18 protein-coding genes and 1 tRNA gene are annotated in these 24,033 nt (G+C 48.5%); 11 read left to right on the top strand and 8 right to left on the bottom strand.

The genetic code is table 11. The features are described 5' to 3' along the window. Positions 1-52 precede the first annotated feature (52 nt). On the top strand, positions 53-955 hold the full coding sequence (locus ACO08K_RS09925) for a M23 family metallopeptidase (RefSeq protein ID WP_421796240.1): 903 nt from the start codon (positions 53-55) through the stop codon (positions 953-955). Between the two features lie 187 nt (positions 956-1,142). Then, positions 1,143-1,574, top strand: coding sequence for an LNS2 domain-containing protein (locus tag ACO08K_RS09920; protein ID WP_320028490.1), 432 nt, complete (start codon positions 1,143-1,145; stop codon positions 1,572-1,574). Between the two features lie 331 nt (positions 1,575-1,905). Here ACO08K_RS09920 and ACO08K_RS09915 read toward each other — a convergent pair whose 3' ends face one another. After that, entirely contained in the window at positions 1,906-3,465 is a 1,560-nt protein-coding gene (locus tag ACO08K_RS09915; protein ID WP_421796239.1) for a hypothetical protein, read from the bottom strand. A 600-nt stretch (positions 3,466-4,065) separates the two neighbouring features. Between ACO08K_RS09915 and ACO08K_RS09910 the strand changes: the two genes are divergently transcribed. Then, positions 4,066-4,536: a low molecular weight protein-tyrosine-phosphatase gene (locus ACO08K_RS09910; RefSeq protein ID WP_421796238.1), complete on the top strand. Its 471-nt coding sequence runs from the start codon at positions 4,066-4,068 to the stop codon at positions 4,534-4,536. 85 nt (positions 4,537-4,621) lie between these two features. Here the strand turns inward: ACO08K_RS09910 and ACO08K_RS09905 are convergent, their stop codons facing one another. Then, positions 4,622-7,369 (bottom strand): 2-oxoglutarate dehydrogenase E1 component, encoded by a 2,748-nt coding sequence (locus tag ACO08K_RS09905; RefSeq protein WP_421796237.1) that lies wholly within the window; start codon positions 7,367-7,369, stop codon positions 4,622-4,624. A gap of 168 nt (positions 7,370-7,537) precedes the next feature. Here ACO08K_RS09905 and rpsT point away from each other — a divergent pair, with 168 nt between their 5' ends. Together rpsT and ACO08K_RS09895 are read left to right on the top strand one after the other, a co-directional pair. Further along, positions 7,538-7,792 (top strand): 30S ribosomal protein S20, encoded by a 255-nt coding sequence (rpsT, locus tag ACO08K_RS09900; RefSeq protein ID WP_421796236.1) that lies wholly within the window; start codon positions 7,538-7,540, stop codon positions 7,790-7,792. Positions 7,793-7,839: 47 nt separating this feature from the next. Continuing rightward, positions 7,840-8,409 (top strand): TetR/AcrR family transcriptional regulator, encoded by a 570-nt coding sequence (locus tag ACO08K_RS09895; protein ID WP_421796235.1) that lies wholly within the window; start codon positions 7,840-7,842, stop codon positions 8,407-8,409. Between the two features lie 23 nt (positions 8,410-8,432). Here the strand turns inward: ACO08K_RS09895 and ACO08K_RS09890 are convergent, their stop codons facing one another. From ACO08K_RS09890 to ACO08K_RS09870, 5 genes are all read right to left on the bottom strand, one after another. Then, the gene (locus tag ACO08K_RS09890; RefSeq protein WP_421796234.1) at positions 8,433-8,807 is read right to left on the bottom strand and encodes an AAA family ATPase; all 375 of its coding nucleotides are present in this window, start codon (positions 8,805-8,807) and stop codon (positions 8,433-8,435) included. Positions 8,808-9,262: 455 nt separating this feature from the next. Then, positions 9,263-11,416, bottom strand: a complete 2,154-nt coding sequence (locus ACO08K_RS09885) for a 3-hydroxyacyl-CoA dehydrogenase NAD-binding domain-containing protein (protein WP_421796233.1) — start codon at positions 11,414-11,416, stop codon at positions 9,263-9,265. 74 nt (positions 11,417-11,490) lie between these two features. Further along, entirely contained in the window at positions 11,491-12,696 is a 1,206-nt protein-coding gene (locus ACO08K_RS09880; protein ID WP_421796232.1) for an acetyl-CoA C-acetyltransferase, read from the bottom strand. Positions 12,697-12,907: 211 nt separating this feature from the next. After that, the gene (locus ACO08K_RS09875; protein ID WP_421796231.1) at positions 12,908-14,401 is read right to left on the bottom strand and encodes a TolB family protein; all 1,494 of its coding nucleotides are present in this window, start codon (positions 14,399-14,401) and stop codon (positions 12,908-12,910) included. A gap of 10 nt (positions 14,402-14,411) precedes the next feature. Further along, the gene (locus ACO08K_RS09870; RefSeq protein ID WP_421796230.1) at positions 14,412-17,027 is read right to left on the bottom strand and encodes a glycoside hydrolase family 3 C-terminal domain-containing protein; all 2,616 of its coding nucleotides are present in this window, start codon (positions 17,025-17,027) and stop codon (positions 14,412-14,414) included. A gap of 312 nt (positions 17,028-17,339) precedes the next feature. Here ACO08K_RS09870 and ACO08K_RS09865 point away from each other — a divergent pair, with 312 nt between their 5' ends. The 6 genes from ACO08K_RS09865 to ACO08K_RS09840 all read left to right on the top strand — a co-directional run bounded on the left by ACO08K_RS09865 (position 17,340) and on the right by ACO08K_RS09840 (position 22,052). After that, entirely contained in the window at positions 17,340-17,501 is a 162-nt protein-coding gene (locus ACO08K_RS09865) for a hypothetical protein (RefSeq protein WP_421796229.1), read from the top strand. A 184-nt stretch (positions 17,502-17,685) separates the two neighbouring features. Then, positions 17,686-19,149 carry a hypothetical protein gene (locus ACO08K_RS09860; protein WP_421796228.1) on the top strand — a complete coding sequence of 488 codons (1,464 nt, stop codon included), beginning with the start codon at positions 17,686-17,688 and terminating at the stop codon, positions 19,147-19,149. Further along, positions 19,146-20,126 carry a succinylglutamate desuccinylase/aspartoacylase family protein gene (locus ACO08K_RS09855; RefSeq protein WP_421796227.1) on the top strand — a complete coding sequence of 327 codons (981 nt, stop codon included), beginning with the start codon at positions 19,146-19,148 and terminating at the stop codon, positions 20,124-20,126. Before ACO08K_RS09860 ends, ACO08K_RS09855 begins: the two co-directional genes overlap by 4 nt. A gap of 10 nt (positions 20,127-20,136) precedes the next feature. Beyond that, complete coding sequence (locus ACO08K_RS09850) at positions 20,137-20,553, top strand: molybdenum cofactor biosynthesis protein MoaE (protein ID WP_421796226.1); 417 nt, start codon at positions 20,137-20,139, stop codon at positions 20,551-20,553. Positions 20,554-20,682: 129 nt separating this feature from the next. Continuing rightward, positions 20,683-21,909, top strand: coding sequence for a TPM domain-containing protein (locus ACO08K_RS09845; protein WP_421796225.1), 1,227 nt, complete (start codon positions 20,683-20,685; stop codon positions 21,907-21,909). A 70-nt stretch (positions 21,910-21,979) separates the two neighbouring features. After that, a tRNA-Thr gene (locus ACO08K_RS09840) sits at positions 21,980-22,052 on the top strand. A 60-nt stretch (positions 22,053-22,112) separates the two neighbouring features. Here the strand turns inward: ACO08K_RS09840 and ACO08K_RS09835 are convergent. Further along, on the bottom strand, positions 22,113-24,029 hold the full coding sequence (locus tag ACO08K_RS09835; protein ID WP_421796224.1) for a PA14 domain-containing protein: 1,917 nt from the start codon (positions 24,027-24,029) through the stop codon (positions 22,113-22,115). Positions 24,030-24,033 lie beyond the last annotated feature (4 nt).

Here is a 24,033-nt window from a genome sequence, read left to right as displayed (position 1 = left end):
AAATTTATTTTGGTTTTAAGAAAAAACAAACCCAGAATTCAAACTGAAGATTATGGCTTTGAAGTTTAATGGCGAGCGCTGGAAAAAATGGCGGGAAAACATCACCAAGCATTACCGCTTCGTGATCATGAATGAGGACACCTTCGAAGAGGTTGGCTCTTATAAATTGACCCTGATGAACCTGTATGTATTCATCAGCACTTTGCTGGTGGTACTGACCTGTTTGGTCTTTATGCTGATTGCTTACACCCCCATCAAGGAATACCTGCCCGGGTTTCAGCCCGTCAGTAGCAACGACCGCCGACTCCTGGAACTCACCCGCGAAGTCAACCGCATGGGGCAGGAGATGCAGGCCCAGGAGGTGTACATCAAAAACCTGCAACGCATGCTGACTGGTAACCCCTTGCGGGAACAGGACGTGCCCAAGGCCACTCCTGACCAGGCACCAACCAAGGATGCCGCAAAAAAAGTAGGCATGTCTCAGGTGGACGAAGAAATGCGACGGGAGGTAGAACTGGAGCGGGTTGGCCGAATTGCGAAGCAAAGCCGTGCGGTTGGATTTGCGCCCAGCGAAAAACCCATTGAACAGCTGTTTTTTGCTGCACCGGTCAATGGCGAAATCAGTGCCCATTTTGACCGCCAAAAATCACATTACGGGGTGGACGTACTCGCGCCCCGTAATGCTGCCATCAAAGCGGCCATGGACGGTTATGTTTTTTTATCGGAATGGACCCTCGAAACGGGCAATACCGTTGGCATTCAGCACGACAATGGAATTCTTTCTTTTTACAAACACAATTCATCACTGCTCAAAAAAGTAGGCAACTTTGTTCGTGCTGGCGAAGCCATTGCGATCGTTGGAAATACCGGGGTACTCTCCAGTGGGCCTCACTTGCACTTTGAATTGTGGCACAAAGGGAAACCCGTTGATCCCGTCGACTATGTAACTTTTTAGGCCCTTTTGTGGTTATACTTCTCTTTTTGTGGCCTTTGCAATCGGTAGAACGACTTTTTTCCTTTTCGTTTTTTCTCAAAAAAACCGGATATTGCAGCGTTTTTGTTTGAGTCCACTGCCAATAAATACCAAATTACACTGTCTATCAATCCTTTATCCAAACAGTTAAAGACAATACAACATTTTCATGGACCAGAATACTCAGCAGCTTAAGGCAGCTTATAATGAAAAAGGGGAATCGATCAGCCCGGTACTGCCCAATGAAGTGAAAAATTTCCTCATTGACATCGACGGAACGATTTGTGACGATATTCCCAACGAGGAACCCGAGCGGATGGTGACGGTGTTGCCTTATCCTGATGCCCTCAACATCCTGAACAAATGGTATGATGAAGGCCACGTGGTTACTTTTTTCACTTCACGCACGGAAGAACACCGCCAGGTGACCGAAGAATGGCTGAACCGCAATGGGTTTAAATACCATGGCATTCTGTTTGGTAAACCTCGGGGCGGTAATTACCACTGGATTGACAACCACATCGTAAAGGCTACTCGCTTTAAGGGTAAATTCACCGATTTGGTAGTGGAAAAACACGAAATTGAGGTATTTAAGGATTAATCGTCCTTAACTATGCATAAGCAGAAAATGGAGGTAACTTGTAGTTTGTGCAGGTTATCTCCTTTTTTTTATGGGCAATAAAAAGGAGAAAAAAAAAGCCGACGCAAAAATGTGCCGGCAAATAATTAATGTATGAAACTTAGATTAGCCAAACTGTAAGACCTCCATCCAATTCCTACTTCCTGATCTCATTTCAGTGTGGAGAGGCCTTCAAAAAAATCTTTGCAATTTATAGACAATTTGCTGTACCATAACGAGGATTATTAGTTTGAGTTACATTTATTGGGGTGAAAAAAAGTCTGAAATTTGGATAAAAATAGAAATCAACGTGTTATAAAGTTAGTTCCAAACGCCGCTCATACCGTTCTTTTACCACTTGGGCCAGGGTTTTGTGCTGAATTTTGCTTTCAACCCAGGATTCAATGTCCAGAAAAATGAAAGAGCGTTTTTCAAATTCCTCCGCTTTGAGCTCGCCCAGTTTTTTACGGAAATCCAAAAACAACTTAGCCGTATCATCAGGTTTGGCGTTGATCAGTCGGCGGAAAAAACCAATGCTGGCCTTTTGCAATTTGCTGGGGTCGTCCATTTTACTGATAAAGCGAGCCGTATTGTTGATGACATAATCCAAAAAGTCCATGTTTTTGAGGTCGTAATGCGCCATGATGAACATCAAACTGGCATAGGCTTGCATGTCTTCCCTCAGCGCTTTGCCGGGGTGGTTCAAAATCTGATTGAGGTAATCAATGGCTTGAGCTGGTTTGCCTGCACCCATCCACAACCAGGCAATTTTGAAATAAAAAATCAGGAGTTTGTGGGCATCCAGCTTATTGTCGTATTTCCGGATGCGGCGCAAGGCGTGTTGCAAGGTACGCCCCGTTCCTTCCTGGAAACTGCCTTCCAAAAAATGGCGGTTGAAACGCCCCTGGTGCACAAAGAGGAAAGAAAGAATCTGGGAATTGTAGTTGAACTTGGGGTAAACCTCTTTGCGGAATTTTTCAAAACGGTCCAGCGTTTTTATGAACACTGGGTAGTTCCGCAAATAAAACGCCGTAACCAGCAACTGGTGCATCCCGATCATGTACATGTCCATGTCCATTTCAATCATCTTGGGCTCGGATGCGTACAGGTTTACCCATTTTTCGGCGTATTCTTCACATTTATCGTACTCCTGCAAAAGGTAGTGGTACCAATAGTAGGCGTGATAGACGTGGATTTTTTCAAAAAAAGTATGGGCTTCCTCTTCTTGTTTGGGAAGTTTGCTCCGAAAATGTTCTTCCAGTTTGGCCCGCCCTTCCTGTGTTTTGATGTGCCCCTCGTTGATAAAAAGGCGTTGCAGGGCCAGTTTAAAGTTGGACAAGAGGGCAATCGACAAATTGGTATTGCTGTGGGTTTCGGATTCGGCCTGCAAGTCGTCCATCCTTTCGGTGGTACTGCGCGTAATGTGGCGCGACTCGATCCTTTTTTCAAATTCTACAATTTCCAATTGCAGAATGTCATGGTTGATCTTATTGGCCAGGGATTTGGCCTTGGCCAGGAGTTTCAAAGATTGCAGGTATAAACCCTTGCCGTACAGAATAACCGCATAATCGATCCACTCCCGGATTTGGATCTCCTCGTGTTTGTGAATCTCCATCAAGCGAAGGCAAGTCAGGATGTGCTGGTATAAGTGCCGCTTGAGATTAGAGAGTTGGCTTTTATTCGAATCTTTGAGTTTGCGGATAATGGTTTCCTCGTCAAAGTCCTTTTGTTTTTCGAGCAAATCAAAAAGCTGTAGAAATTTAGCGTCACTTTCCCCCTGAATTCGCTTGGCATACAAGCGAAAATTGCGTTTTTCAGCCTTAGTTAAAGACTGAATCATTTCAAAAAGCTGATCTCCATGAGAGATGGGCATAACATCGATTTTTAAACAATAATGCTTTTTTTTACTGTGGTTTGTTCCTTTAAAGAACTAACTATCAAACACTTGAAAACGGCAGAATACCGCATCAATGCAGCAAGTTACAGCACTCAAATTGGCCTAACGTAGGTTGGTGATCACAATTGGCGGCAAAAATGCCTATCCAAACATGAAAATACGACCTAATTTTGAATTGTTCAAACAGCAAAGAGGAATCAGCGTAGTATGCAAAATTAATCTTCTTTACTTGTTTGTTCACCGTTGGTAGTCAGGGGCAGGAACTGAGAGAAAAGGAGACCACGTCTACCCAAGCCCTAACCACCATAGTTGTTGCTGCCCATTTTCGGGCGGCATTACTCGGTCTATTTGGTTTTCTTATTTGGATAGCAAATCTGGCAGAGTTGAAAAAGGACTGATAGTTTCCGCAAGCCCGGGGGATATTTCTCGCCGGGTTTTTGCTTTTATGAAAGTTTGTTGCAAGTTACCCTACAGATCACAACAAAGTAGGCCAAGGCATTCAATGTCGCTACCTACTTCGTTCCAACCGAAAACAAAAGTAGTTTTTTTTTCGTTGGAAAAAAAAGCATTAATACCATGAGAATACTAATGGTTTGCCTTGGCAACATTTGTCGTTCCCCCCTGGCGGAAGGCATTTTGAAAGACAAGGTGAAAAAAGCCGGCCTGGCCTGGGAAGTAGATTCTGCGGGAATAGGCGACTGGCATACTGGAGAATTGCCTGATAAACGCTCTATATCCACAGCCCGCCAGCATGGCATCGATATCACCGATCAACGGGCCCGCCAAATCCGTAAAGAAGATTTACTCCATTTTGACCTCATCCTAGCCATGGACGATTCCAACCTGCGCCAAATCCAGTTGTTGGCCAAACAGGTGCAAAACCCCAAGGCGCAAATCGAAATGATCCTGAACTATTCTGCTCCAGGGAAAAATCAATCGGTGCCCGATCCTTATTACGGTGGGCTGGATGGTTTTGAGAAGGTGTTTCAGATGTTGGATGAAGCGACGGAAAGGATGTTGGAGCGGGTGATGAGTTATGAAGTTTAATCGCGAATAATTCGAATGACGAATGACGAATTTGAGGGCAACACACCCAATTCGTCATTCATCATTCATCACTCATCATTTATCACTAAACAAACGCTTTCTGCAAAATCTCTTCCTGTTGCTGGTCATGGACCTTCTTAAAGCCCACTGCAGGGGAAGCACTCGCCCGGCGCGAGATGCGCTGCAGATTGCGATCGGTTTCCCAATTCAGTTTCATGTATTGCCATGCGCCCATGTTGGCTGATTCCTCCTGTACCCAGATGAGTTCAGCTTTGGCGTAGCGTTTGAGCACTTCGGCAAGTTGAGTCTCGGGCATGGGGTGCAATTGCTCTACCCGTACGATGGCTACGTCGTCGCGCTTTAGTTCACGCTTGCGCTGCGCCAGATCGTAATAGATTTTTCCAGTGCAGAACAAAACCCGCTTGACACCTTTGGCTTCTTTGCTGCTTACCGTAGGATCGTCGATAACTTCCTGGAAACCCTTACCTGCTTCAAAATCTTCTACTGGAGACACACATTCCGGGTGACGCAGCAGAGACTTGGGCGACATCACCACCAATGGTTTGCGGAACTCCCAGGCCAATTGACGGCGCAGGAGATGGAAGAAGTTGGCGGGTGAACTGATGTTGGTGACAATCATGTTCAAGTCCGCGCAAGCTTGCAGGAAGCGCTCCAAACGGGCGCTGGAGTGCTCGGGCCCCTGGCCTTCGTAGCCATGGGGGAGAAGCAGGGTCAGACCCGACATGCGGTTCCACTTGCTTTCCGCCGCAGAAATGAACTGGTCGACGATGGTTTGAGCACCGTTGAAGAAGTCGCCAAACTGCGCTTCCCAAATCACCAAAGTGTTCGGATCAGCCAAAGAATAGCCATATTCAAAACCCATTACCGCAAATTCGGATAACAGGGAGTTGTAAATGTAGAATTTGCCCTGGTCTTCCTGGATGTTGTCCAGACGGTTGAGCACCTCATTGGTTTTGGCGTCGTGTAGTACGGCGTGGCGATGCGAGAAAGTACCCCGTTGTACATCCTGACCGCTCATGCGCACAGGGCGGCCTTCCATGAGGATGGAGCCATAAGCCATCAATTCGGCAGTCGCCCAATCTACCTGCCCTTTGGCCAGCAATTTTTTGTTGTTTTCCAACAAACGGCTAACCTTGGGGATCGGGCGGAAATGGCTCGGAATGGTGTTCAAATGGCTGAGGATTTTCTCCACAGTGGCCTTTTCCAAACCAGTAGCTGGCGATTTTTTGAAATCTTCAACGGTGGCGTGGCGCAATTTCTCCCACTCTTCTTCAGGAGCTTGCGACTTATAAGGGAGTGGATGCTGTTTTACTTCGTCCAAACGCTCTTGCAGGTCGCCCCAGAAGGTTTTTTCCAGGTCGTCGGCCAACTGCTTGGGCAGTTCCCCCATTTCGATCAATTCCTTTTGGTAAATCTCCCGTGGGTTGGGGTGTACACTGATGGCTTCGTAGAGGTCGGGTTGGGTAAACATCGGGTCATCGCCCTCGTTGTGGCCGTGTTTGCGGTAGCACACCATGTCGATGAACACGTCGGTGTTGAATTCCTGGCGGTATTCCATGGCCATTTCTACAGCGTAAAGCAGTGCTTCTGGATCATCGCCATTTACGTGGAAGACGGGTGCAGAAACCACACTGGCAACGCCGGTACAATAGGTAGAAGAACGAGCGTCTTCAAAATCGGTGGTAAACCCGATCTGGTTGTTGATCACAAAGTGGAAGGTACCTCCCGTATTGTAGCCCTTGAGTTTGCTCATCTGGATGACCTCAAACACGATACCCTGGCCCGCTACTGCGGCGTCACCGTGGATGAGGATCGGCAAAATCCGGTCATACTCACCTTTATATAAACGATCCGCTTTGGCGCGGGCGTAACCTTCAACTACGGGGTTGACCGCTTCCAGGTGGGAAGGGTTCGGGGTTAGTTCGAGTTGAACTTCTTTACCCGTTGGCGTAACAACCTGAGAAGAATAACCCAAGTGGTACTTCACGTCCCCGTCGCCAAAACTTTGGTCGGGAATGGCGGTGCCTTCGAACTCGGTGAAGATTTGCTCGTAGGTTTTTTTCATGATGTTGGCCAACACGTTCAAACGACCGCGGTGTGCCATCCCGATGATCACCTCTTCGACGCCCATTTCTGCACCTTTATTGATGGCTGCATCCAGGGCTACGATGGTGCTTTCTCCACCTTCCAGCGAGAAGCGTTTTTGACCAATGTATTTGGTGTGCAAAAACTTCTCAAAACCTACCGCCTCATTCAGTTTTTCCAGAATGCGGCGTTTTTTATCGAGCGGAATGTTGTAATGCTTCTCGGGGCGGCTTTGCTCCACGCGGGTACGCAACCAACGGCGCTTTTCACGCTGCTGGATGTGCTGGAACTCAAAGCCGATGTTGCCGCAATAAATGCGTTTGAGGTGCGCCAGGATATCGCGCAGGGTGGATGGTTTTTCCAACCCACACTCCGTGGCAGCGTAGAAGACTGTATCGAGGTCTTTTTCACTCAGGTTAAAGTCTTCCAGATCCAATTTTGGATTCCGGTTGCGGCGTGGCCGCACGGGGTTGGTGGTGGACAAGAGGTGTCCCCGCCCCCGGTAGGCATTGACCATGGCCAATACCTGGAATTCCTGTGGGTTAAAAACCGAGGATGGCGTTACACCATTGCTTTTTTCGTGCCCATTGGTGGTATGGGCATAATCAAAGCCTTTGAAAAAAGAGGCCCAGGAGCCTTCAACTTGCTCGGGATTATTTTGATATTGCTCGTACAGCGAATCAATGTACGCCGGGTGAGCATTGGCAATGAAGGAGAAATCGCTCATTGTGGTGATCTGGTTTTAAATATGCGCGCAAAAGTACAACCTATTTAGGTCTTTGGATAATCTTAAACGAAAAGGTTTTTTTAAAATTACCTTTGGACTTTCCAAATGAATAATTATCTTTGCGCTCCAATTGTTCAGTAGTATTATTAATTGTGAAAAGTTTTTGTAATGGCAAACCATAAATCGTCTGAGAAGCGTATCCGTCAAGAGGCAAAGCGTCGTTTGTTGAACCGCTACTATAAGAAGACTACTCGTACGTCTATCAAGAAGTTGCGCAGCATGAAGGACAAGACGGAGGCGGTAGGTTTCTTGCCAAAAGTGATCCAAATGATCGACAAACTGGCAAAGAAAAACACTTGGCATAAGAACAAGGCAGCCAACCTGAAGAGCAGCTTGATGAAGCACGTTGCTCACTTGGGTTAAGCTTATGACATACCCCCGGTCTCTAATGATCGGGGGGCTTCTCTCTTGTGGAAAAGTCAAAAAAAGAACAAATCTACGAAGCCGCCGCGCGCCTGTTCCGGGATAAAGGATACCAGGCCACCTCTATGCGCGATCTGGCTAAGGAAGTAGGTCTTCGTGCTTCCAGTTTGTACAATCATTTTCCATCCAAGTCTGACGTTCTTCGCGAAATTTGCACCAACAATGCTCAGCGTTTCCTTTCCGGTATGTTGGAAGTGGAGTCCCTTGGCGTGAGTGCTACCGAAAAACTCACCCGCTTGATTCGACTACACATACAATTGTCGCTCGAAGACGTCACCTCCGTCACCGCTTTCAACGATGAATGGCGGCACCTGGAAGAACCCCACCTGAGTGAATTCCTGCAATTGCGCAAAGATTACGAAAGCCGTTTTCAGGCCATCATTAGCGCTGGGGTGGCGAGTGGGGAGTTCAAACCAGTCAATCCGCTGATTTTGTCGTATACCTTGTTCTCGGCCCTCCGCTGGTTGTATGATTGGTACAAGCCGGGGAAGAAGATCACGGCGGAGATGCTGGAGGAAGAGTTGTTGGTGATATTGTTGGAGGGGGTGAGGGTGTGAGCTTGAAATAATTTTATTTTACGCTAAAGTGAAATGAGAGGTGAAGAAATAATCTCAACCTTAAATTCTTTCTTTAGATTTTTCTTCAACGACCGGACCCCTATTCCTCCGAAAATTTGCAAAAAGTCAGTTGCAATCGTTAAATCTCCATTGGTTTTTAATTCTTTGACCATCTTTTGTTGCCCAATCAAAGCAGCTAATAAGTCATCTTGAAAAGACTCATAACCCAATATTTGATTTTTTGCCGAGCTAAAAAGAGCCTTCAACAAATGCGTCTTCCCCAACCCATTTTCCCCAATAATCACATTGATCCCTTCTGAAAAACTGACATCTAAATCAGCAAAACAGGTGAAATTGCTCAATCGTAACCCTTCTATTTTTCCTTGATTGGGAATCATTTAATTTTTTTATTCAAAGATAATTGAAAATCCATTAAGTAGCAAAGCTCTCTGCTCTGCATCTCATTACTCGCCATTCGGCTATGCAAGTACATAGTTATGGTAAGTAATTTTGGCGCATTACTCGCCATAAGTGCTTGCAAGTGTATAGTTATGGCCAGTAATACTATTTGATACCCCCCCTACAGCAAGGTCTATAAACCCTGTTTTTTCGGGCAACGTGAGCCCCGCTAGGGGCGCAATATGGGTAGAAAACAACCGCCCGATGTTTTCTCCCGTAGGGACGTGATGTGGGTATCTAAAGGGGAATATACCCTTATTTCGTCCCTGACGGGACTTTGAAATCATTGGGAATCATCGATTGCTACCCAAATTGCGCCCCCTAGCGGGGCTTGTCGGCATGTTCAAAACAGACCCGATCGGCCTCATTGGAGGGCAGCCACATAGGGCTGCCACTACGAGCTCATCCCCAACAAATCCCCCACCAATTCCGTCTCTTTCACCAATTCTTCCAACTTCTTCGGCACCCGGAAACGTGAACCATGTTTTTCCCGCAAGTACTTACATCGGGCCACAAAAGCCTCCAGGCCATAATCTGCGATGTATTGGATGGTGCCACCTTTAAATGCCGGAAAGCCCCAGCCGTAAATGCTACCCAGGTTAGCGGCCGCTATGGAGTTGATCACCCCTTCCTGCATACACCACACCGCCTCCAATACCTGTGAAATCAAAAGACGATCGATGAGCTCCTGGCGTTCGAAGGTGCTGAGTTGGGGGCCGAAGTGGGTGCTCAGTTCGGGCCACAAGTGGCGTTGTCCATCTTCGGTATATTCATAAAAGCCTGCCTTTTTGTTGCGCCCGGGGCGGGTGAATTCCTGCAACATCTTGTCCAGGGCCTCCACCGCAGGGTGGGGGATGTATTTGGGGCCATAGTGTTCACCTGCCTGGCGTTCGTAGTTGAGCACGAGATTGAGGCCCAGGTCATCGGCCAGGGCGAGGGCACCCTTGGGCATTCCAGCCTGGCGGCCCAGGTTTTCAATCAGCGCGGGCGGATAACCCTCCTTGAGCATGGTGATGCCTTCCAGAATGTAGGTGTTTTGCACCCGCGCGGCGTAAAAGCCCCAATCGTCCTTGACGATGATGGGCGTTTTTTTGATGGCTTTTACAAAGTCGAAGGCGCGGGCCACCGTTTCCTCCGAAGTACGGGCACCCCGCACAATTTCTACCAAAGGTACTTCATCGGCTGGATGAAAAAAGTGCAAACCCACGTAATTATCGGGGCGCATGGATACTTCGGCCAGTTTGGTGATGGGAATGGAGATGGTATTGCTGGCCATAAAAGAATACTCGTCCATAAAGGCTTCGGCTTCCTTGGTGACCTTTTGTTTGACCATCGCGTTTTCAAAAACGGCCTCGATGACCAGATCGCAGGTTTCAAACTCGCGGGGATCTTCCGTAGTGATGATGCGTTTCAACAATTGGTCTCGCTCCGTGTTGCTCATTTCGCCACTTTGTACCAGTGGGTTGAGTTTGTTGCGGACATACTCACGACCCCTTTCGGCGATCAGTTTGGATACATCTTTCATCACTACCTCCAGGCCATTGCGCAGGCAGGCGTAGGCGATACCCGAACCCATCATGCCCCCGGCACCAATCACGCCCACTTTTTTTGGCCGAAACTTGCCGAATCCCCGCGGGCGATTCAAGCCATGGCGGATGTAATTGCTGTCGAACCAAAAGGCTTTGATCATGTTTTTGCACTGCTTGCTCATCACCAATTGGGTGTAGTAACGGCTTTCAATGCGTTCGGCGGTATCAAAATCGACTTTGGAGCCTTCCGAAAGCACGTTCAAAATGGCTTGTGGTGCTGGGTAATTGTGGTGGGTTTTGGCAGCGAGGCGGGCGGCTTCGGAGCGAATGAAATCGGCTACCAGGGCGTCTTTGGCCGAACCACCGGGGATACGTTCCCCACTTTTGTCCCAGGGGCGGCGGCTTTCTTTATTGCTCAGCAGCCAATCTTTGGCCATTTCCAACATCTCTTTTTGGTTGGGCGCCAAATCGTCGATGATGCCGACCCGCAGGGCTTCTTGTGGGGAGTACAACTGCCCACTACTTACGATGTGATTGGCTTTTTCGATGCCCAACAACCACATCAAACGCACAATTCCGCCACCGCCGGGAATCAAACCCAGCTCCACTTCGGGCAAACCCAGTACAATCCTACGGTCATCCACGGCAATACGGTGGTGGCAAGCCAGTGCCACCTCAAACCCGGTAGCAATGGCACTACCATTCAAGGCTGCAACGACAGCAACTCCCGGACTTTCAAGGTCGCGCAGGAATTTTTTCATTTTTTCACAAAAAGCAAATACCTCGGCTGGATCATTGGTTTGGTACAAATAATCCAGGTCACCACCGGCCAGGAAGGTCTTTTTCCCAGAAGTCAAAATCACTCCCTTGAGTGCACCCCGTTTTTTATCCGCCTTCAATTGTTCCAAAACGGGAACAAAGGCCTCGAAGATCTCGTGGTTGATCACGTTGCGGGGCCGCCCTTTCATGTCGAGGGTGAGGGTGACAATGTTATCGGTATCCTTTTTGTAATAGATCATATCGTAAAATTTCGTAGAGGCAGCCCTATGTGGCTGCCTAGACAAGGGCAGCCACATAGGGCTGCCCCAACGAATTAAACCCGTTCAATAATCGTCGCCACGCCCATGCCACCGCCGACACAGAGCGTAACCAAACCAGTTTGTACATTCCGGCGCTCCATTTCATCCAATAAAGTGCCCAGCAAAATTGCACCGGTAGCGCCTAAGGGGTGGCCCATCGCAATCGCCCCACCATTGACATTCAAACGTTCATGGGGAATATCCAGTTCGCGTTGAAATTTCAGAACCACCGCTGCAAAAGCCTCGTTGCATTCCCAGAGATCAATGTCTTTGGCCTGCATTTTGGCGCGTTGCAGGGCCTGTTTGGCGGCAGGGGCCGGGCCGGTGAGCATCAAAGTGGGTTCCACACTGGCATTGCCGATGGAAAGGATGCGGGCGCGTGGTTTCAGCCCCAACGCCTCGCCTTTTTCTTGGCTGCCCATCAGCACTACTGCTGCTGCGTCTACAATACCGGAAGAATTACCTGCCGTATGTACATGGTTGATTTTTTCTATCAGAGGGTATTTGTGCAAGGCCATATCGTCAAATCCCAGGGCGCCTATGGCAGCAAAAGAAGGCCGAAGGCGTTGCAAAATATGCTCGTCGGTATCTGGCCGGGCATACTCATCGTGATCCAGAATGAGCAGACCACTGCGGTCGTAAATGGGAACCAGAGATTTGGAAAAATATCCGGCTTGCATGGCTGCGGCAGCGCGTTGATGGCTGCTCAAGGCAAAGGAATCTACGTCTTCCCGGGAAAAACCTTCCATGGTAGCGATCAGGTCGGCAGAGATGCCTTGAGGAATATAATCGGCACGATTGATCAGTTCAGGGTCGTACATCAAGGGGCCAGCGTCGCTGCCCATGGGCACCCGGCTCATACTTTCGAGTCCACCTGCTACCATCAGGTCACTCCAACCAATTTTGATTTTTGCGGCAGCCAAATTGATGGCTTCGAGGCCAGAGGCACAAAAACGATTGATGGTCAGCCCGCCAACATTCTGGTGCCAACCGGCATGAATGAGTGCTGCCTTGGCGATGTTGAAGCCTTGGTCATCGGTCGGAGTAACGCAGCCAATGATGGCATCATCTACTTCTTTTGTATCCAGTTGATTGCGCAGTCGGAGCTTTTCCAGGGCGGTGCCCAGCAAGTCCAGTGGTTTGACTTCGTATAATGATCCGTTGGTTTTTCCACGACCACGCGGGGTACGCAGGGCGTCGAAAATGAAGGCATCGGACATGAGATGGTATGGTTTTGGGATAAAGTTAGTGCTTTTGCCCAAAACCATACGATTTTCCAGGGAGAAGATACAGGCTGATATCGCAATATATCTAAGGTGCCCCTTAAGTGTCTTCGGTTTCTTAGGTGGTGAAAAAAGAAAATAGTCTTGCTCTGCAAGACGTTTTTTCAGCACCTAAGAAACCGAAGGCACTATAGAAACACCTTAGATTTTACTTCAACTGCGTGTTGCTCACAAAAGCAATCCGTTTGCTATCCGGCGACCAGGAAGGCACATTAATGGTGCCCTGCCCACCATACACGTAAGCAATATTCCGGGGAATACCACCACTGGCTGGCATCAAACGCAGGTAGATTTTTTGGTACCAGGGATGGTCAGTGGGGTTGATTTCCTTGGGGTAGGAGAGGTACACAATCCACTTCCCATCGGGCGAGATGTGTGGGAACCAGTCGTTGTACTCATCAAAAGTCACCTGTTCCTGTTGGCTGCCATCGGGCTTCATGCGCCAGAGTTTCATGGTTCCGGTGCGCACGGAGTTGAAATAAATCCACTTGCCATCGGGGGTGTATTCTGGGCTATCGTCCAGCGTGAGCGTGTTGGTCAGTTGGGTTTCTTTTTTGGTCGCAATGTCGATCGACCATATGTCGTACTGTTTGTTTCTTTGCCCCGTAAAGAGTAAACTTTTGCCATTGGGCGACCAACCGTGCAGGTACGAATGCCCCGATTCCGGCGAGGTGATGGCCACTGGATTGTCCGAACCTGTTACGGGCAAAGTGAAAAGGGTCGAAATTCTGTTCGTCCCCATGTGGTTACTGAGGGCGATGTTTTTGCCATTAAAGGACAGGACGTGGTCATTGTTGTTATTGGTTGCGGGACCAGTGTTGAGTTTGCTGATTTGCCCAGTAGCCAGGTCATAATTGTACATCAAACCTTCGGAATTGTAAATCAAAGTTTTGCCATCTTTGGTCCAGTTGGGTGCTTGCAGGGAGTTAGGGGCAGAGTGCAGGATTTTGCGCAAGCCGGTTTGTACCTCCATCACTTCGATGTGGCTGCCGAGGTAATCCCGGTATGGCCGAAAGTCTTTCGCAGCTGGAATGATGATGCGCACATTGCTAAAAACGGCTTTTTCAACCACCTTGTCTTCGTGTGAGCAAATAAAAAGCCCGGCGAATACTTCTTCTCCAAGCTCAATCTCCTTGCTGACCGATTTGTAATTTTCCCCAAAAACAGCTGCTGAAAAGATGAACTTGTTGCCAATGCGTTGAAATTCAATGTCCGTAGGATGAAAAACCGAGAGCTCCACCTGTTCCGTAATGGCCCCATCGCTAGAGCGGTATTGGAGAGAAGTGAGGTCGTCACCGTGGATACAGGCATCCGCGTAACGGGAATCAGTGCTGAGTTTGTCGCGGGCAATGATGCCAATTTTGCGGTGCGGATTGGTGCCTTTTCCGATGAACTGGACACTGGCCGTTATGATAAAATCGCCCTTGATTTTTTTCCACAAAAAGTGAAATTGATCCGCTTTGTCCCACATGTTGATGCCCGCGCTTTCCATGGTGTATTGCTGGGTTTCGGGATTGTAAGTCGCGTAGCCTTTCATGGAAGGATTACCCACATCTTCATGGTGGTCAAATACGCCCAGTTTGTCTTGAGCGATCAGCTTGAACGAAAAAATGCAGAGTGCGAAAAAGAATACTGCTTTCATGTTGTGTTGTTTATAGTACCTGTACGGTTTTTAAGAGCACATTACTCGTGGTACTTTGTTTTTGCTTTGGTTGTCCGCCGCCCAGGCTGATTTCCAGCTTGCCCTTGGGTTGATAACTTTGGCCTTTTTCATCGAGTAAGGCGCATTGTTCTGGGGAAAGGCTAAAGGAGACGGTTTGGCTTTCACCCGCCTTTAGGGAAATGCGTTTGAAGCCCTTCAATGCCCGGATGGGGGCTCTGCCCTTGGCATCAGGGTAGGCCAGATACAATTGAACAACCTCTTCACCATCTCTTTTGCCCGTGTTTTTGACCGTTGCACTAATTGTGATCGGTTGCCCAGACTTTATGGAGGTAGGCGCTTTGATGTTGCTGTATAAAAAGGTGCTAAAGCTCAAACCGTAACCAAATGGATACAAAGTTTCCCCTTTAAAATAGCGGTAAGTCCGATTGCTCATGTCGTAACTTTTAAAATCGGGCAAGTCGCTATCACTTTTGTAAAAGGTTACCGGCAAACGCCCGGCGGGGTTGTAATCGCCAAAAAGTACATCGGCAATGGCAGTACCTGCGCTTTGGCCCCCGTACCAGGCGTTGAGAATCACCGGGATGTTTTGTTGCTCGTAGGGCAGGGCAACGGCGCTTCCCGTCATCATTACAAAAACGACGGGTTTACCGCTGGTTTTAAGTTTTTTCAAAAATTCACTTTGCACGGCTGGCAACAAAATGGAGGTACGGTCGCCACCATTAAAACCAGGAAAATTTACCTGCATTTCTTCCCCTTCCAACTGGGGCGAAATGCCGCCGACATAAACGATCACATCGGCGTCTTTTACTTTGTTAACAATGGCATCGAGGTTCGATTTGGCAAAAAGCCCGGCGCGCAGGTGCACATTGGCCTTGCCTTCACCTTGCCAGTATTCCAGGGTGAGTTTGTACACTTCGTCTTTGCGGGTATCCAGGCGATAGGTACGGGCACCCCAGCGGTTGCGCACCCAGGCATTGAGCACTTCTTTGTCGTTGACCAAAAAACGGTAGCCATCATCGGCTTCTACTTCGAAGGTGATGTAGCCGTCTTTGTCTGCTTTAAATTGAGTGGTATAGCGGGCTGAAAAATTGTAGGCTCGGATGGTACCCTCCACCGCCTGACCTTCCTGCCACAAGTGGTCAACTTCAGCTTCCATTTTGGAGGTTTCGGGATTTCCTTGCAGCGTGACATTGTTGAAATACTCAGCCTTAAAACCCGCTTTGCCTTCCCAACTGTACTGCTTGCTCACATCGGTATACGTTAATAAGGTGTCGTTGGTGAAGTTGATGGCCTTTTCATAAATGACCTCTACGTCTTTACCCACCTTGTTTTTGATGCCCTGCAAGGCGGTCACGATCTCGGTAGGTATGCCATTGTAATTGCCCAATACTGCAATTCGGTTGTCGGCATTTGGACCCAATACGGCAATTTTTTTGATGTTTTTACTCAAAGGCAGGGTATTTCCTTCATTTTTTAGCAAAACCATCGATTGGCGCGCCATTTTCAGGGAATGGGCTTTGTGCTCGGGTGCCTCCATCACAGATTGAGGCGTTTGGGCGTATTTCACCATGGAGACGGGGTCAAACATCCCCAAACGATACCGAGTCATGAACAAGCGGGTCAGCGACACATCCAACTGACTTTCCTTGATCATGCCATTTTTTACCCCATCCAACAAGGACTTGTACACTGCCGTGCCACATTCCACATCGGTGCCGTGCAGAACGGCGTCCACTGCGGAGGTGGTAGCGTCCGGATGGGTTTTGTGGTACTTGAAAAAATCGTCGATTGCCCAACAATCGCTGGTCACATAGCCTTTGAATTTCCACTGGTTGCGCAAAATATCGGTCATCAGCACATCGCTCCCACAACAGGGTTGTCCATAAAAGGCATTGTAGGCGCACATCACGCCCTCGACATTGGCTTTGGTCACCAACTCTTTAAATGCGGGTAAATAAGTATCCCAGAGGTCGTAATCACTGGGGTTGAAATTGTCCGAATGCCGCGAAGGTTCGGGGCCACTGTGCACCGCAAAATGTTTGGCACAAGCCGCAGCCTTGAGGTATTTGGGGTCATTGCCCTGCAAACTTCGTACAAAAGCCCGGCCCATCATGGCGGTCAAAAACGGATCTTCGCCATAGGTTTCTTGCCCCCGCCCCCAGCGTGGATCCCGGAAAATGTTGATGTTTGGCGTCCAATAAGTCAATCCCAGGTAGCGCTCGTTGTTGCGGCCTAAGGCAGTCGCTTTGTTGAACACGGCACGGCCTTCCAGGGCTGAATAATGGGCCATTTGGGCCAGAGAACTGGTGTCCCAGGTGGCGGCCATACCAATGGCTTGGGGATACACGGTGACCCGGAAAGGGGTGCGGGCTACTCCATGCAGCACTTCATTCCACCAATCGTAAGCAGGAATCCCCAGGCGGGGTATGGCCGGTGCGGCATTGAGCATCTGGCCCACTTTTTCATCCAGGCTCAGGCGAGCAACCAGATCTTTTACCCTTTGCTCAAAAGGCAGGGCAGGATCCCACATGGGATAATCTTTGTAACTCTGGGCATGGCACAAGTTGAGTGCACATACCGCTATGAGTACGAATAGTTTTTGCATGTTTATAGTTTAAAAAAATAAAATGAAAATAAACAAAGATAATAAAATCAAAAACTTAGAACTGAACTTCTCAGCAATTTCTACTCATTTATCTCAAATCTGAGCGTGATTTTAAACAAGGGAAAGATGCTGGACGCTACAGCTTAATAATTTTTATATGCTCAACACTTGCAAAAATTAATTTTGGACTTTATCTTTTCAGGGACATTTGGAAGTGACTTAACATTGTTTCACCAAAATCTGTGCTCGCATCAAGTTGCAGGCAAAAAAACACCAACTGCTTTGCGCTTTTTGCTGTAAACACGCAGAGTCATGAAAAAGAAAGAACCAAAAAAGAAGACCGGCGGTCGTCAGTACGATGACACTGAATTTGTCAAGGACAAAAACAAGAAAAACATGGGCCCCTCCAAGGAAAAGCCCAAATACAATAACCCTAAAAAATGGCTATTGGACGCTGACGACGACGACAACTAAAAACTAAAAACTCAAGGGTCATTCAATTCATTTTTCATCCCTCCCATACATGACCTATGAATGAATGACCCTTGACTTCGCGATTCCGACGGATTCTTTCTGCGGGAAAAAGTAACCCACCTGTACGTACGCTTCTGGTTTTTTCTGCGTACTTTTCACCCCAGTTAACCATAATCCATTACCAATGATCCTTTCTGAAGTACTGCCACCTAAAGCAGCTAAGCTTGTTCACCCTGGTGAGTTTGAGGCACATCGGCATTGGTACCCCAAAGCACTGAATGCGACCATCCATCCCATGGTTCTTTTTTTCCTCAACCTCAGTCGGGAAAGAATGATCAATCGGTATTGCCACTTACATCCAGTAGTAAAAGCGGAAGCCCTGGCAGAACTCCTCAATTATAAATGCAAACATTTTCTTTGGGCTGGCGCCGATTTGCTCAATGTAACCTCCGCTAGTGCGCGCCGCCAAATGGTCATCATAGAAAACAATTCCTGCCCCTCCGGCCAAAAATCGATGCCACTTACTGACGACCATAAAGAACAGGGTGGCTACCGCATGCTCATTGAGCGCACCTTTAAACCCTTTTTGCAAAAAAAACGCACGGGTGTACAAGGGGCTCTAGCGGTTTTGTACGATAAAAACTACATGGAAGCTTCGGGATATGCAGCAGTGATCGCCGATGTGATGAAAGAAGATGTATTTTTTGTGCCCTTTTACAACGAAGATACCAACCCCCCAGTGCGCTACAATGCGGATGCCCAAATGGAGGTTTTGGACGAAAAGGGCGAATGGCACCTGATCCGCGCCGCTTTTCGCTACGTGACCCAGCGACCCTGGAATCGCCTGCATTTGCATACCAAAACCCGGATCTTTAATCCGATAGTGGCCTGTTTGGCAGGTGGGCGCAACAAGATGGTAGCTGCCAAAGCGTACGAGCAGTTCAACGCGGAATGGGAAGACAAGGGAATACGCATCAACATTCCCCAAACCATTTGGGACGTGAGCAAAGAGGCCATTCCCCAAAAAGTAGCGGAAATGGGTGGCCAGGCGGTAGTGAAAGTCCCTTATAGCAACGCTGGACAAGGCGTTTATACCATCGTGAATCAAGGAGAATTGGACGCATTTATGGCGGAGGATTTTCCTTATGATCGCTTCATTGTTCAAAGCCTGATAGGCAATTACAACTGGAGTTCAACAACTTCTTCCGGGAAATTGTACCACGTAGGGACCATCCCCACCGCCAATGGCAAAACGTATGTAGCAGACCTGCGCATGATGGTTAGCTCTACCGAAGAGGGCATTTTACCCCTTTGTGTATACGCCCGTCGGGCACGCAAACCCCTGGAAGATACCCTGGAAGATGGCTGTGAATCCTGGGACATGCTGGGGACCAACCTCTCCATCAAAAACCCTGATGGTACTTTTGATAGTGATACCAATCGATTGGTCTTGATGGATCGACGAGATTTTAATAAACTGGGAATCGGACTGGATGATCTGATTGAAGCCTACATTCAAACCGTGTTTTCCACGGTCGCCATCGATAAAATGGCACAAAACCTGGTCAATGCCCAGGGGCGTTTCCGAATGAAGTACTTTAAATCGATCAACAATGATCCATCTTTGATTGAAGAAATCGCGCTATGAACCCATTTGCCCATACCGATACGCATACTGAAGTTATCCGTCGCCTCGACTTAAGCAAAGTGCCCCAAGGCAGCATTCGTCGATTTTGGTTACACCTCATTTCTGACGGGATGGGGCTACCGGTGTACATCCCGGTCATTGTAGCGCGTGGGCGCAAAGATGGCCCGGTGCTCGGCATTACTGCGGCAATCCGGGGAAATGAAATCAATGGCATCCCCCTGATTCAGCGTTTTTTTCAGGAGGTTTCACTGGACAAGCTGGCTGGAACCGTGATTGGGGTACCTGTAATCAATATCCCTTCCTTGCTCATCAAGGAAAGGAACTTCATCGATGGTACCGACCTCAACCGGGTGATGCCAGGTCGGGCCGATGGCAGCAACAGCCAGGTCTATGCTTTTCGGCTGGTAGATCGCATCATTCGTTATTTTGATTACCTGCTGGATTTACATACAGCCAGTTTTGGCCGGGTCAATGCCCATTATATCCGGGCTGATCTGGATGATCCCATTTGCCGGGAAATGGCCATTTTACAAAATGCCCAGGTCATTGTGCACAACCTCCCTTCGGATGGCTCACTGCGCGGGGCCGCAGATTCACTGGGGATTTATGCCATTACGCTGGAAGTAGGCAGCCCGCATACTTTTCACAAAGGTTTCCTGCGTTCGGGTTTGACGGGAATTTACAACCTGCTTTGTCAACTACAGATGACCGAGGGCGCGATTGAACTGCCCGAATCCCGACCTTATATTTGTAAAAACTCCTACTGGATTTATTCAGATTCAGGGGGGATTTTAACGGTTTCCCCCAATGTGGGAGAATTGGTGTACGCTGGCGAAACCATTGCTACACTGCGCAACATTTTTGGCGATGTGATCAAAGAATACACGGCACCGGAGAATGGCATCGTCATTGGCAAAAGTGTAGACCCCATCAACCAAACGGGTGGACGAATTATTCATTTAGGGGTTTTAGAATAAATTAATGGCCATGCTCAACATCCAAATCAAAGAAATTCCCCTCTCCGCTCAGGAATGCATCGACCTTGCTGCCGACCCGGCATCGGGTGGGGCAACGGTGTTTATCGGTACTGTGCGTAATCAAACCAAAGGCCGCCCGGTGCTGCGCCTGGAGTTTGAAGCCTATGCGCCGATGGCCATTTCGGAGATGACCAAAATCGCTGCAGAGGTGGAACAACGCTGGCAGGCCCACCATGTGGTCATTCACCATCGGGTGGGGAGTTTGGCGATTGGTGAAATTGCCGTGGTCATTGCTGTTTCTACTCCACATCGCAAGGCTGCTTTTGAAGCTTGCCAATACGCGATTGATACATTAAAAGAAACCGTGCCGATCTGGAAAAAAGAAATTTTTGAGGATGGGGAGGTTTGGGTGGCGGCGCATCCTTGAAATTTGGAGCAACCAAAATCATCCATCGATCTAAAAATGCCATTGTGTCGAATAAGCATGCGGATTTGACTGAAAATCCCGATCTTGAAGCAGATTTATATCGCCCTTACGGAAAACCTTTGCCATTCCATGCGCTACTTACTTTTCACCTTTGCCCTTTTATTTTCTACTGGCTTCCTGACTGCACAGAAGTCTGGGAAGACCTACACTGTTGATCAAGTTCCTGACCCTAAGAACCGCAACAGCAGTGTCAGCGATCCCGACGACTACCTCAGTGCCTCCGACGAAGCGGTGCTGGATAAGTTGATCAATGCGATGGAAGACTCCACCACGGCGCAAGTCGCGGTTGTGGTACTGTATTCGATAGGGGAGGAGGTTCCCAAGGATTTTGCCACCAAACTCTTCAACAAATGGAGCATTGGCCAGGCCGAAAAAGACAATGGCTTGCTCATTCTTACGGTGATGGACCAGCGGCGTACCGAATTTGAAACGGGCCTGGGAACCGAGAGTATTCTCACTGATGCGGTTTGTTACCGGATAGGTACAGATGAAGTGGTACCCCATTTCAAAAACGGAGATTATGGCATTGGTTTGATTGCGGCGGTCAACAAATGCAAGTACTTCCTTGAAAACCCCAACAACATCGCCGAGATTGAAGACCAGACTTACCAGGGTTCAGACAACAAGGGTGGCTGGTTGCAAATCCTCTTTGGGCATTCTATTTTTAACGGGATTTTCAACCTGCTGGCCCTGGTTTTTGTCTACAATGGCCTCAACAGCAAGCAGGATGCTTATGATAAATACATGGCCCTGCGCAAATCGCGCATGTGGTTTTTCCTGATTCTGTTCCCGATCCCCTACGTTTTTATCTGGTGGTTTGTGGGCCGCAAAATGAAGGAATTGCGCTACGGCAAACGCTTCAGCAAAAAAACGGGTGCCGAACTGCGTTTGATTCCCGACAACGAAGAAGATGTTTACCTCGAAAAAGGCCAAATCACCGAAGAGGAAATTGGCGTAGCGGACTACGACGTTTGGGCCAACGACAACGATGCCGACGATATCCTCATCCTGCGCTACAGCAAAGGCAACAAGCAGTACCGCCGTTGCCCCAAGTGCAGTTTCATCACCTATTACAATTCTCATAGCCAAACCATCACGGCGGCAACTTACTCCTCCACCGGACTCAAAGAAGTCGTCAACGATTGTAAAAGTTGCCACTACCACGAGGTAAAACGGGTATCGATCCCCATGCTGACACGGAGCTCGTCTTCGGGCGGCGGCAGTAGCGGCGGCGGTGGTGGTGGTAGCTGGGGCGGTGGCTCTTCTGGCGGCGGTGGTGCTGGCGTAAGCTGGTAAAAAAAGCAGGGATTCGCTTGACAGACGATGCTCTTTTGTATTATATTTGCAACCCATTAGAAATTGTTTAGCCGCTCTAGCTCAGTTGGTAGAGCAACGCATTCGTAATGCGTAGGTCGAGGGTTCGAGTCCCTTGGGCGGCTCCCAACCAACATTCGCCATCCCAAATCCCCCTCAACCGCTGCTGCGATTCTAAACTCACCCTACTTACTCATCAGCGGCAGTCCAATAAATGGCTTTCTCTTCCCATCTCCTCCGCTATACCCCACAAACAAACTCTGTCCCTCAAAACCCTCAAAATACTCTACCCGGAAAGGATGTAGCCCTTTTTTCAAAGCAATATCGCCACCCCGGGCGCGCTCTTCATGCGAACCATCATTGTCGACCACCAATTGGTCATGAATATAAAGCTTGGAACCTTCATCAGAGCGGGTATAAAAATAATACAGATCATCAGCCGGAATGTCTACAAAACCCTCGTACACAATTGCGTAGTGATTAATCCGTGAACCAGCCAGCAGTTCCACATTAAAGTCTTGCACCGTACCCGTTCTCAGCGGGGTCAAGGTTTTAAAATTGGGTAAAGTCTGGAACTTGCCCTCGTAAAAGCGATAAGCCATACCCGGTTTTGCAGTTGGCATGGTAACTGGCTCCAGCAGGGTGACCTTGCGGTAAACCTGTTGCCAGGTATTGCTGGCCGCGCCGTTCTTGGTGTTGAAATAGCGGACCTTCAAGGTTGTCGTGTTGCTGATCGTGATGGGTGCCTGGTAAGTTTTGGAGTTAAGGCTAGGTTCGGTACCATCGAGGGTGTAGCGCATGCTCAGGCCAGTCTGGGGCTGCTTGAGTTCGATGGTTTTGGTCGTTAAAAAAATGCTGCGTTCCTCCACCGCAGGGCTTGGTGGGGTAAAATCCACAATGATCGGCAAAGTACCTTCCAAATGGTAAGGTGCCTCCATAAAAGGGGAAGGCAAGGACATTTGCCAGTCTAACTCCAGCGGTGCCGCTTTGTCAAAAGTAGCATTGCCAATGGTACTTACTTCAAAATTCAGCTGATGATTGCTTTGTGGCGCAATTTTCAGCTTGAACTTACCCTGATTGGAGCTGAGTTGGTGATGGTGGTACAAATGGCCTTCAAAATACAAGGTATCGAGGCCACTATTTTGGATGTTGACGAGCACTTGGGCACGGCGGGCATCTATTTTGAGCAGTTGGGGTTTGAAATTAACGGCGTCCAGCATGGCTTTGGCTTTGGCCAGGCCAGCATCGTCCACAATGTCGTCGTTGTGGATGCCGCTTAGGGCCAGGTTGACCAGTTCGGGCCCCTCATCAGTAAAAGTAACCCAGGTGACGTGATCAAATTCCTGAAAGCGGGGCCCGCGCAACTGACTTCCACCGCCCGTCGAAGCCAGGATGTAATAATTGCGGTTGTTGCGCTGGGTTTTGAGATACTGGTGGTTGTGCCCGGCCAATACCGTGTACGGGCGGGATTGTAGTGCCGCTTCAATTTCGTTAAAGCCATTAAAATCCTTGTAATTCCACACCGGGTGGTGCATGTACAACATCGTCCAGCGCACTTGCGGATTGTCGGCGATGGCTTTTTTGACGTAGTCAATCTGGCTGCGGCTGATGCTCAAACCATCGCCATCGTTAGAATCCATTGCAATGAACAGTACTCCTTTGTACACAAAATGGTACCAGGCTTTGCCATAACGTTCCAGCCACACCTTGCGCATCACTTCGTTAGAGATATCGTGGTTGCCTGGCAGGGCAAAGAAGCGCATTTTTAATTTCCCCAAAATATCGTCCCATTCCGCCCACTGGCGATCAATTTCCTTTTGGTCTTTGGAGTAACCCTCGATCAAGTCGCCTACACACATCACAAACTCCGGGTGCAACTTATTGAGTTTTTCTACTGCTTTTTCAAAAACCCCATTGCGGTGCCCGCCCGTGCGGTCGGTGACGATGGCAAACTGGAAATTTTCAGGATTGTTTTCGAAAGGGCGTTTGGTCCAGGGGTTGATGGCCGTCGAGTCAACAATAAAAATTGGTTTCTGGGAAAACCCAAATTCAAGGTTGAAAACGGTACAAATGAGGGCCAAAAAGAAAGGGAGACGTTGCATTTTG

Source organism: Haliscomenobacter sp. (assembly GCF_965225875.1).
Taxonomy (GTDB): Bacteria; Bacteroidota; Bacteroidia; order Chitinophagales; family Saprospiraceae; genus Haliscomenobacter.
The sequence above is the reverse complement of the archived record's forward strand: the minus strand, read 5'-3'. Positions and strand labels throughout refer to the sequence as shown.

Bases quoted from the DNA above. Each gene is read 5' to 3' on its own strand.
- ACO08K_RS09875 (WP_421796231.1), bottom strand. From the start codon at position 14,401: ATGAAAGCAGTATTCTTTTTCGCACTCTGCATTTTTTCGTTCAAGCTG.
- ACO08K_RS09925 (WP_421796240.1), top strand. From the start codon at position 53: ATGGCTTTGAAGTTTAATGGCGAGCGCTGGAAAAAATGGCGGGAAAAC.
- ACO08K_RS09905 (WP_421796237.1), bottom strand. From the start codon at position 7,369: ATGAGCGATTTCTCCTTCATTGCCAATGCTCACCCGGCGTACATTGAT.
- ACO08K_RS09835 (WP_421796224.1), bottom strand. From the start codon at position 24,029: ATGCAACGTCTCCCTTTCTTTTTGGCCCTCATTTGTACCGTTTTCAAC.
- ACO08K_RS09915 (WP_421796239.1), bottom strand. From the start codon at position 3,465: ATGCCCATCTCTCATGGAGATCAGCTTTTTGAAATGATTCAGTCTTTA.
- ACO08K_RS09910 (WP_421796238.1), top strand. From the start codon at position 4,066: ATGAGAATACTAATGGTTTGCCTTGGCAACATTTGTCGTTCCCCCCTG.
- rpsT (WP_421796236.1), top strand. From the start codon at position 7,538: ATGGCAAACCATAAATCGTCTGAGAAGCGTATCCGTCAAGAGGCAAAG.
- ACO08K_RS09865 (WP_421796229.1), top strand. From the start codon at position 17,340: ATGAAAAAGAAAGAACCAAAAAAGAAGACCGGCGGTCGTCAGTACGAT.
- ACO08K_RS09860 (WP_421796228.1), top strand. From the start codon at position 17,686: ATGATCCTTTCTGAAGTACTGCCACCTAAAGCAGCTAAGCTTGTTCAC.
- ACO08K_RS09870 (WP_421796230.1), bottom strand. From the start codon at position 17,027: ATGCAAAAACTATTCGTACTCATAGCGGTATGTGCACTCAACTTGTGC.
- ACO08K_RS09885 (WP_421796233.1), bottom strand. From the start codon at position 11,416: ATGATCTATTACAAAAAGGATACCGATAACATTGTCACCCTCACCCTC.
- ACO08K_RS09880 (WP_421796232.1), bottom strand. From the start codon at position 12,696: ATGTCCGATGCCTTCATTTTCGACGCCCTGCGTACCCCGCGTGGTCGT.
- ACO08K_RS09920 (WP_320028490.1), top strand. From the start codon at position 1,143: ATGGACCAGAATACTCAGCAGCTTAAGGCAGCTTATAATGAAAAAGGG.
- ACO08K_RS09890 (WP_421796234.1), bottom strand. From the start codon at position 8,807: ATGATTCCCAATCAAGGAAAAATAGAAGGGTTACGATTGAGCAATTTC.
- ACO08K_RS09850 (WP_421796226.1), top strand. From the start codon at position 20,137: ATGCTCAACATCCAAATCAAAGAAATTCCCCTCTCCGCTCAGGAATGC.
- ACO08K_RS09855 (WP_421796227.1), top strand. From the start codon at position 19,146: ATGAACCCATTTGCCCATACCGATACGCATACTGAAGTTATCCGTCGC.
- ACO08K_RS09845 (WP_421796225.1), top strand. From the start codon at position 20,683: ATGCGCTACTTACTTTTCACCTTTGCCCTTTTATTTTCTACTGGCTTC.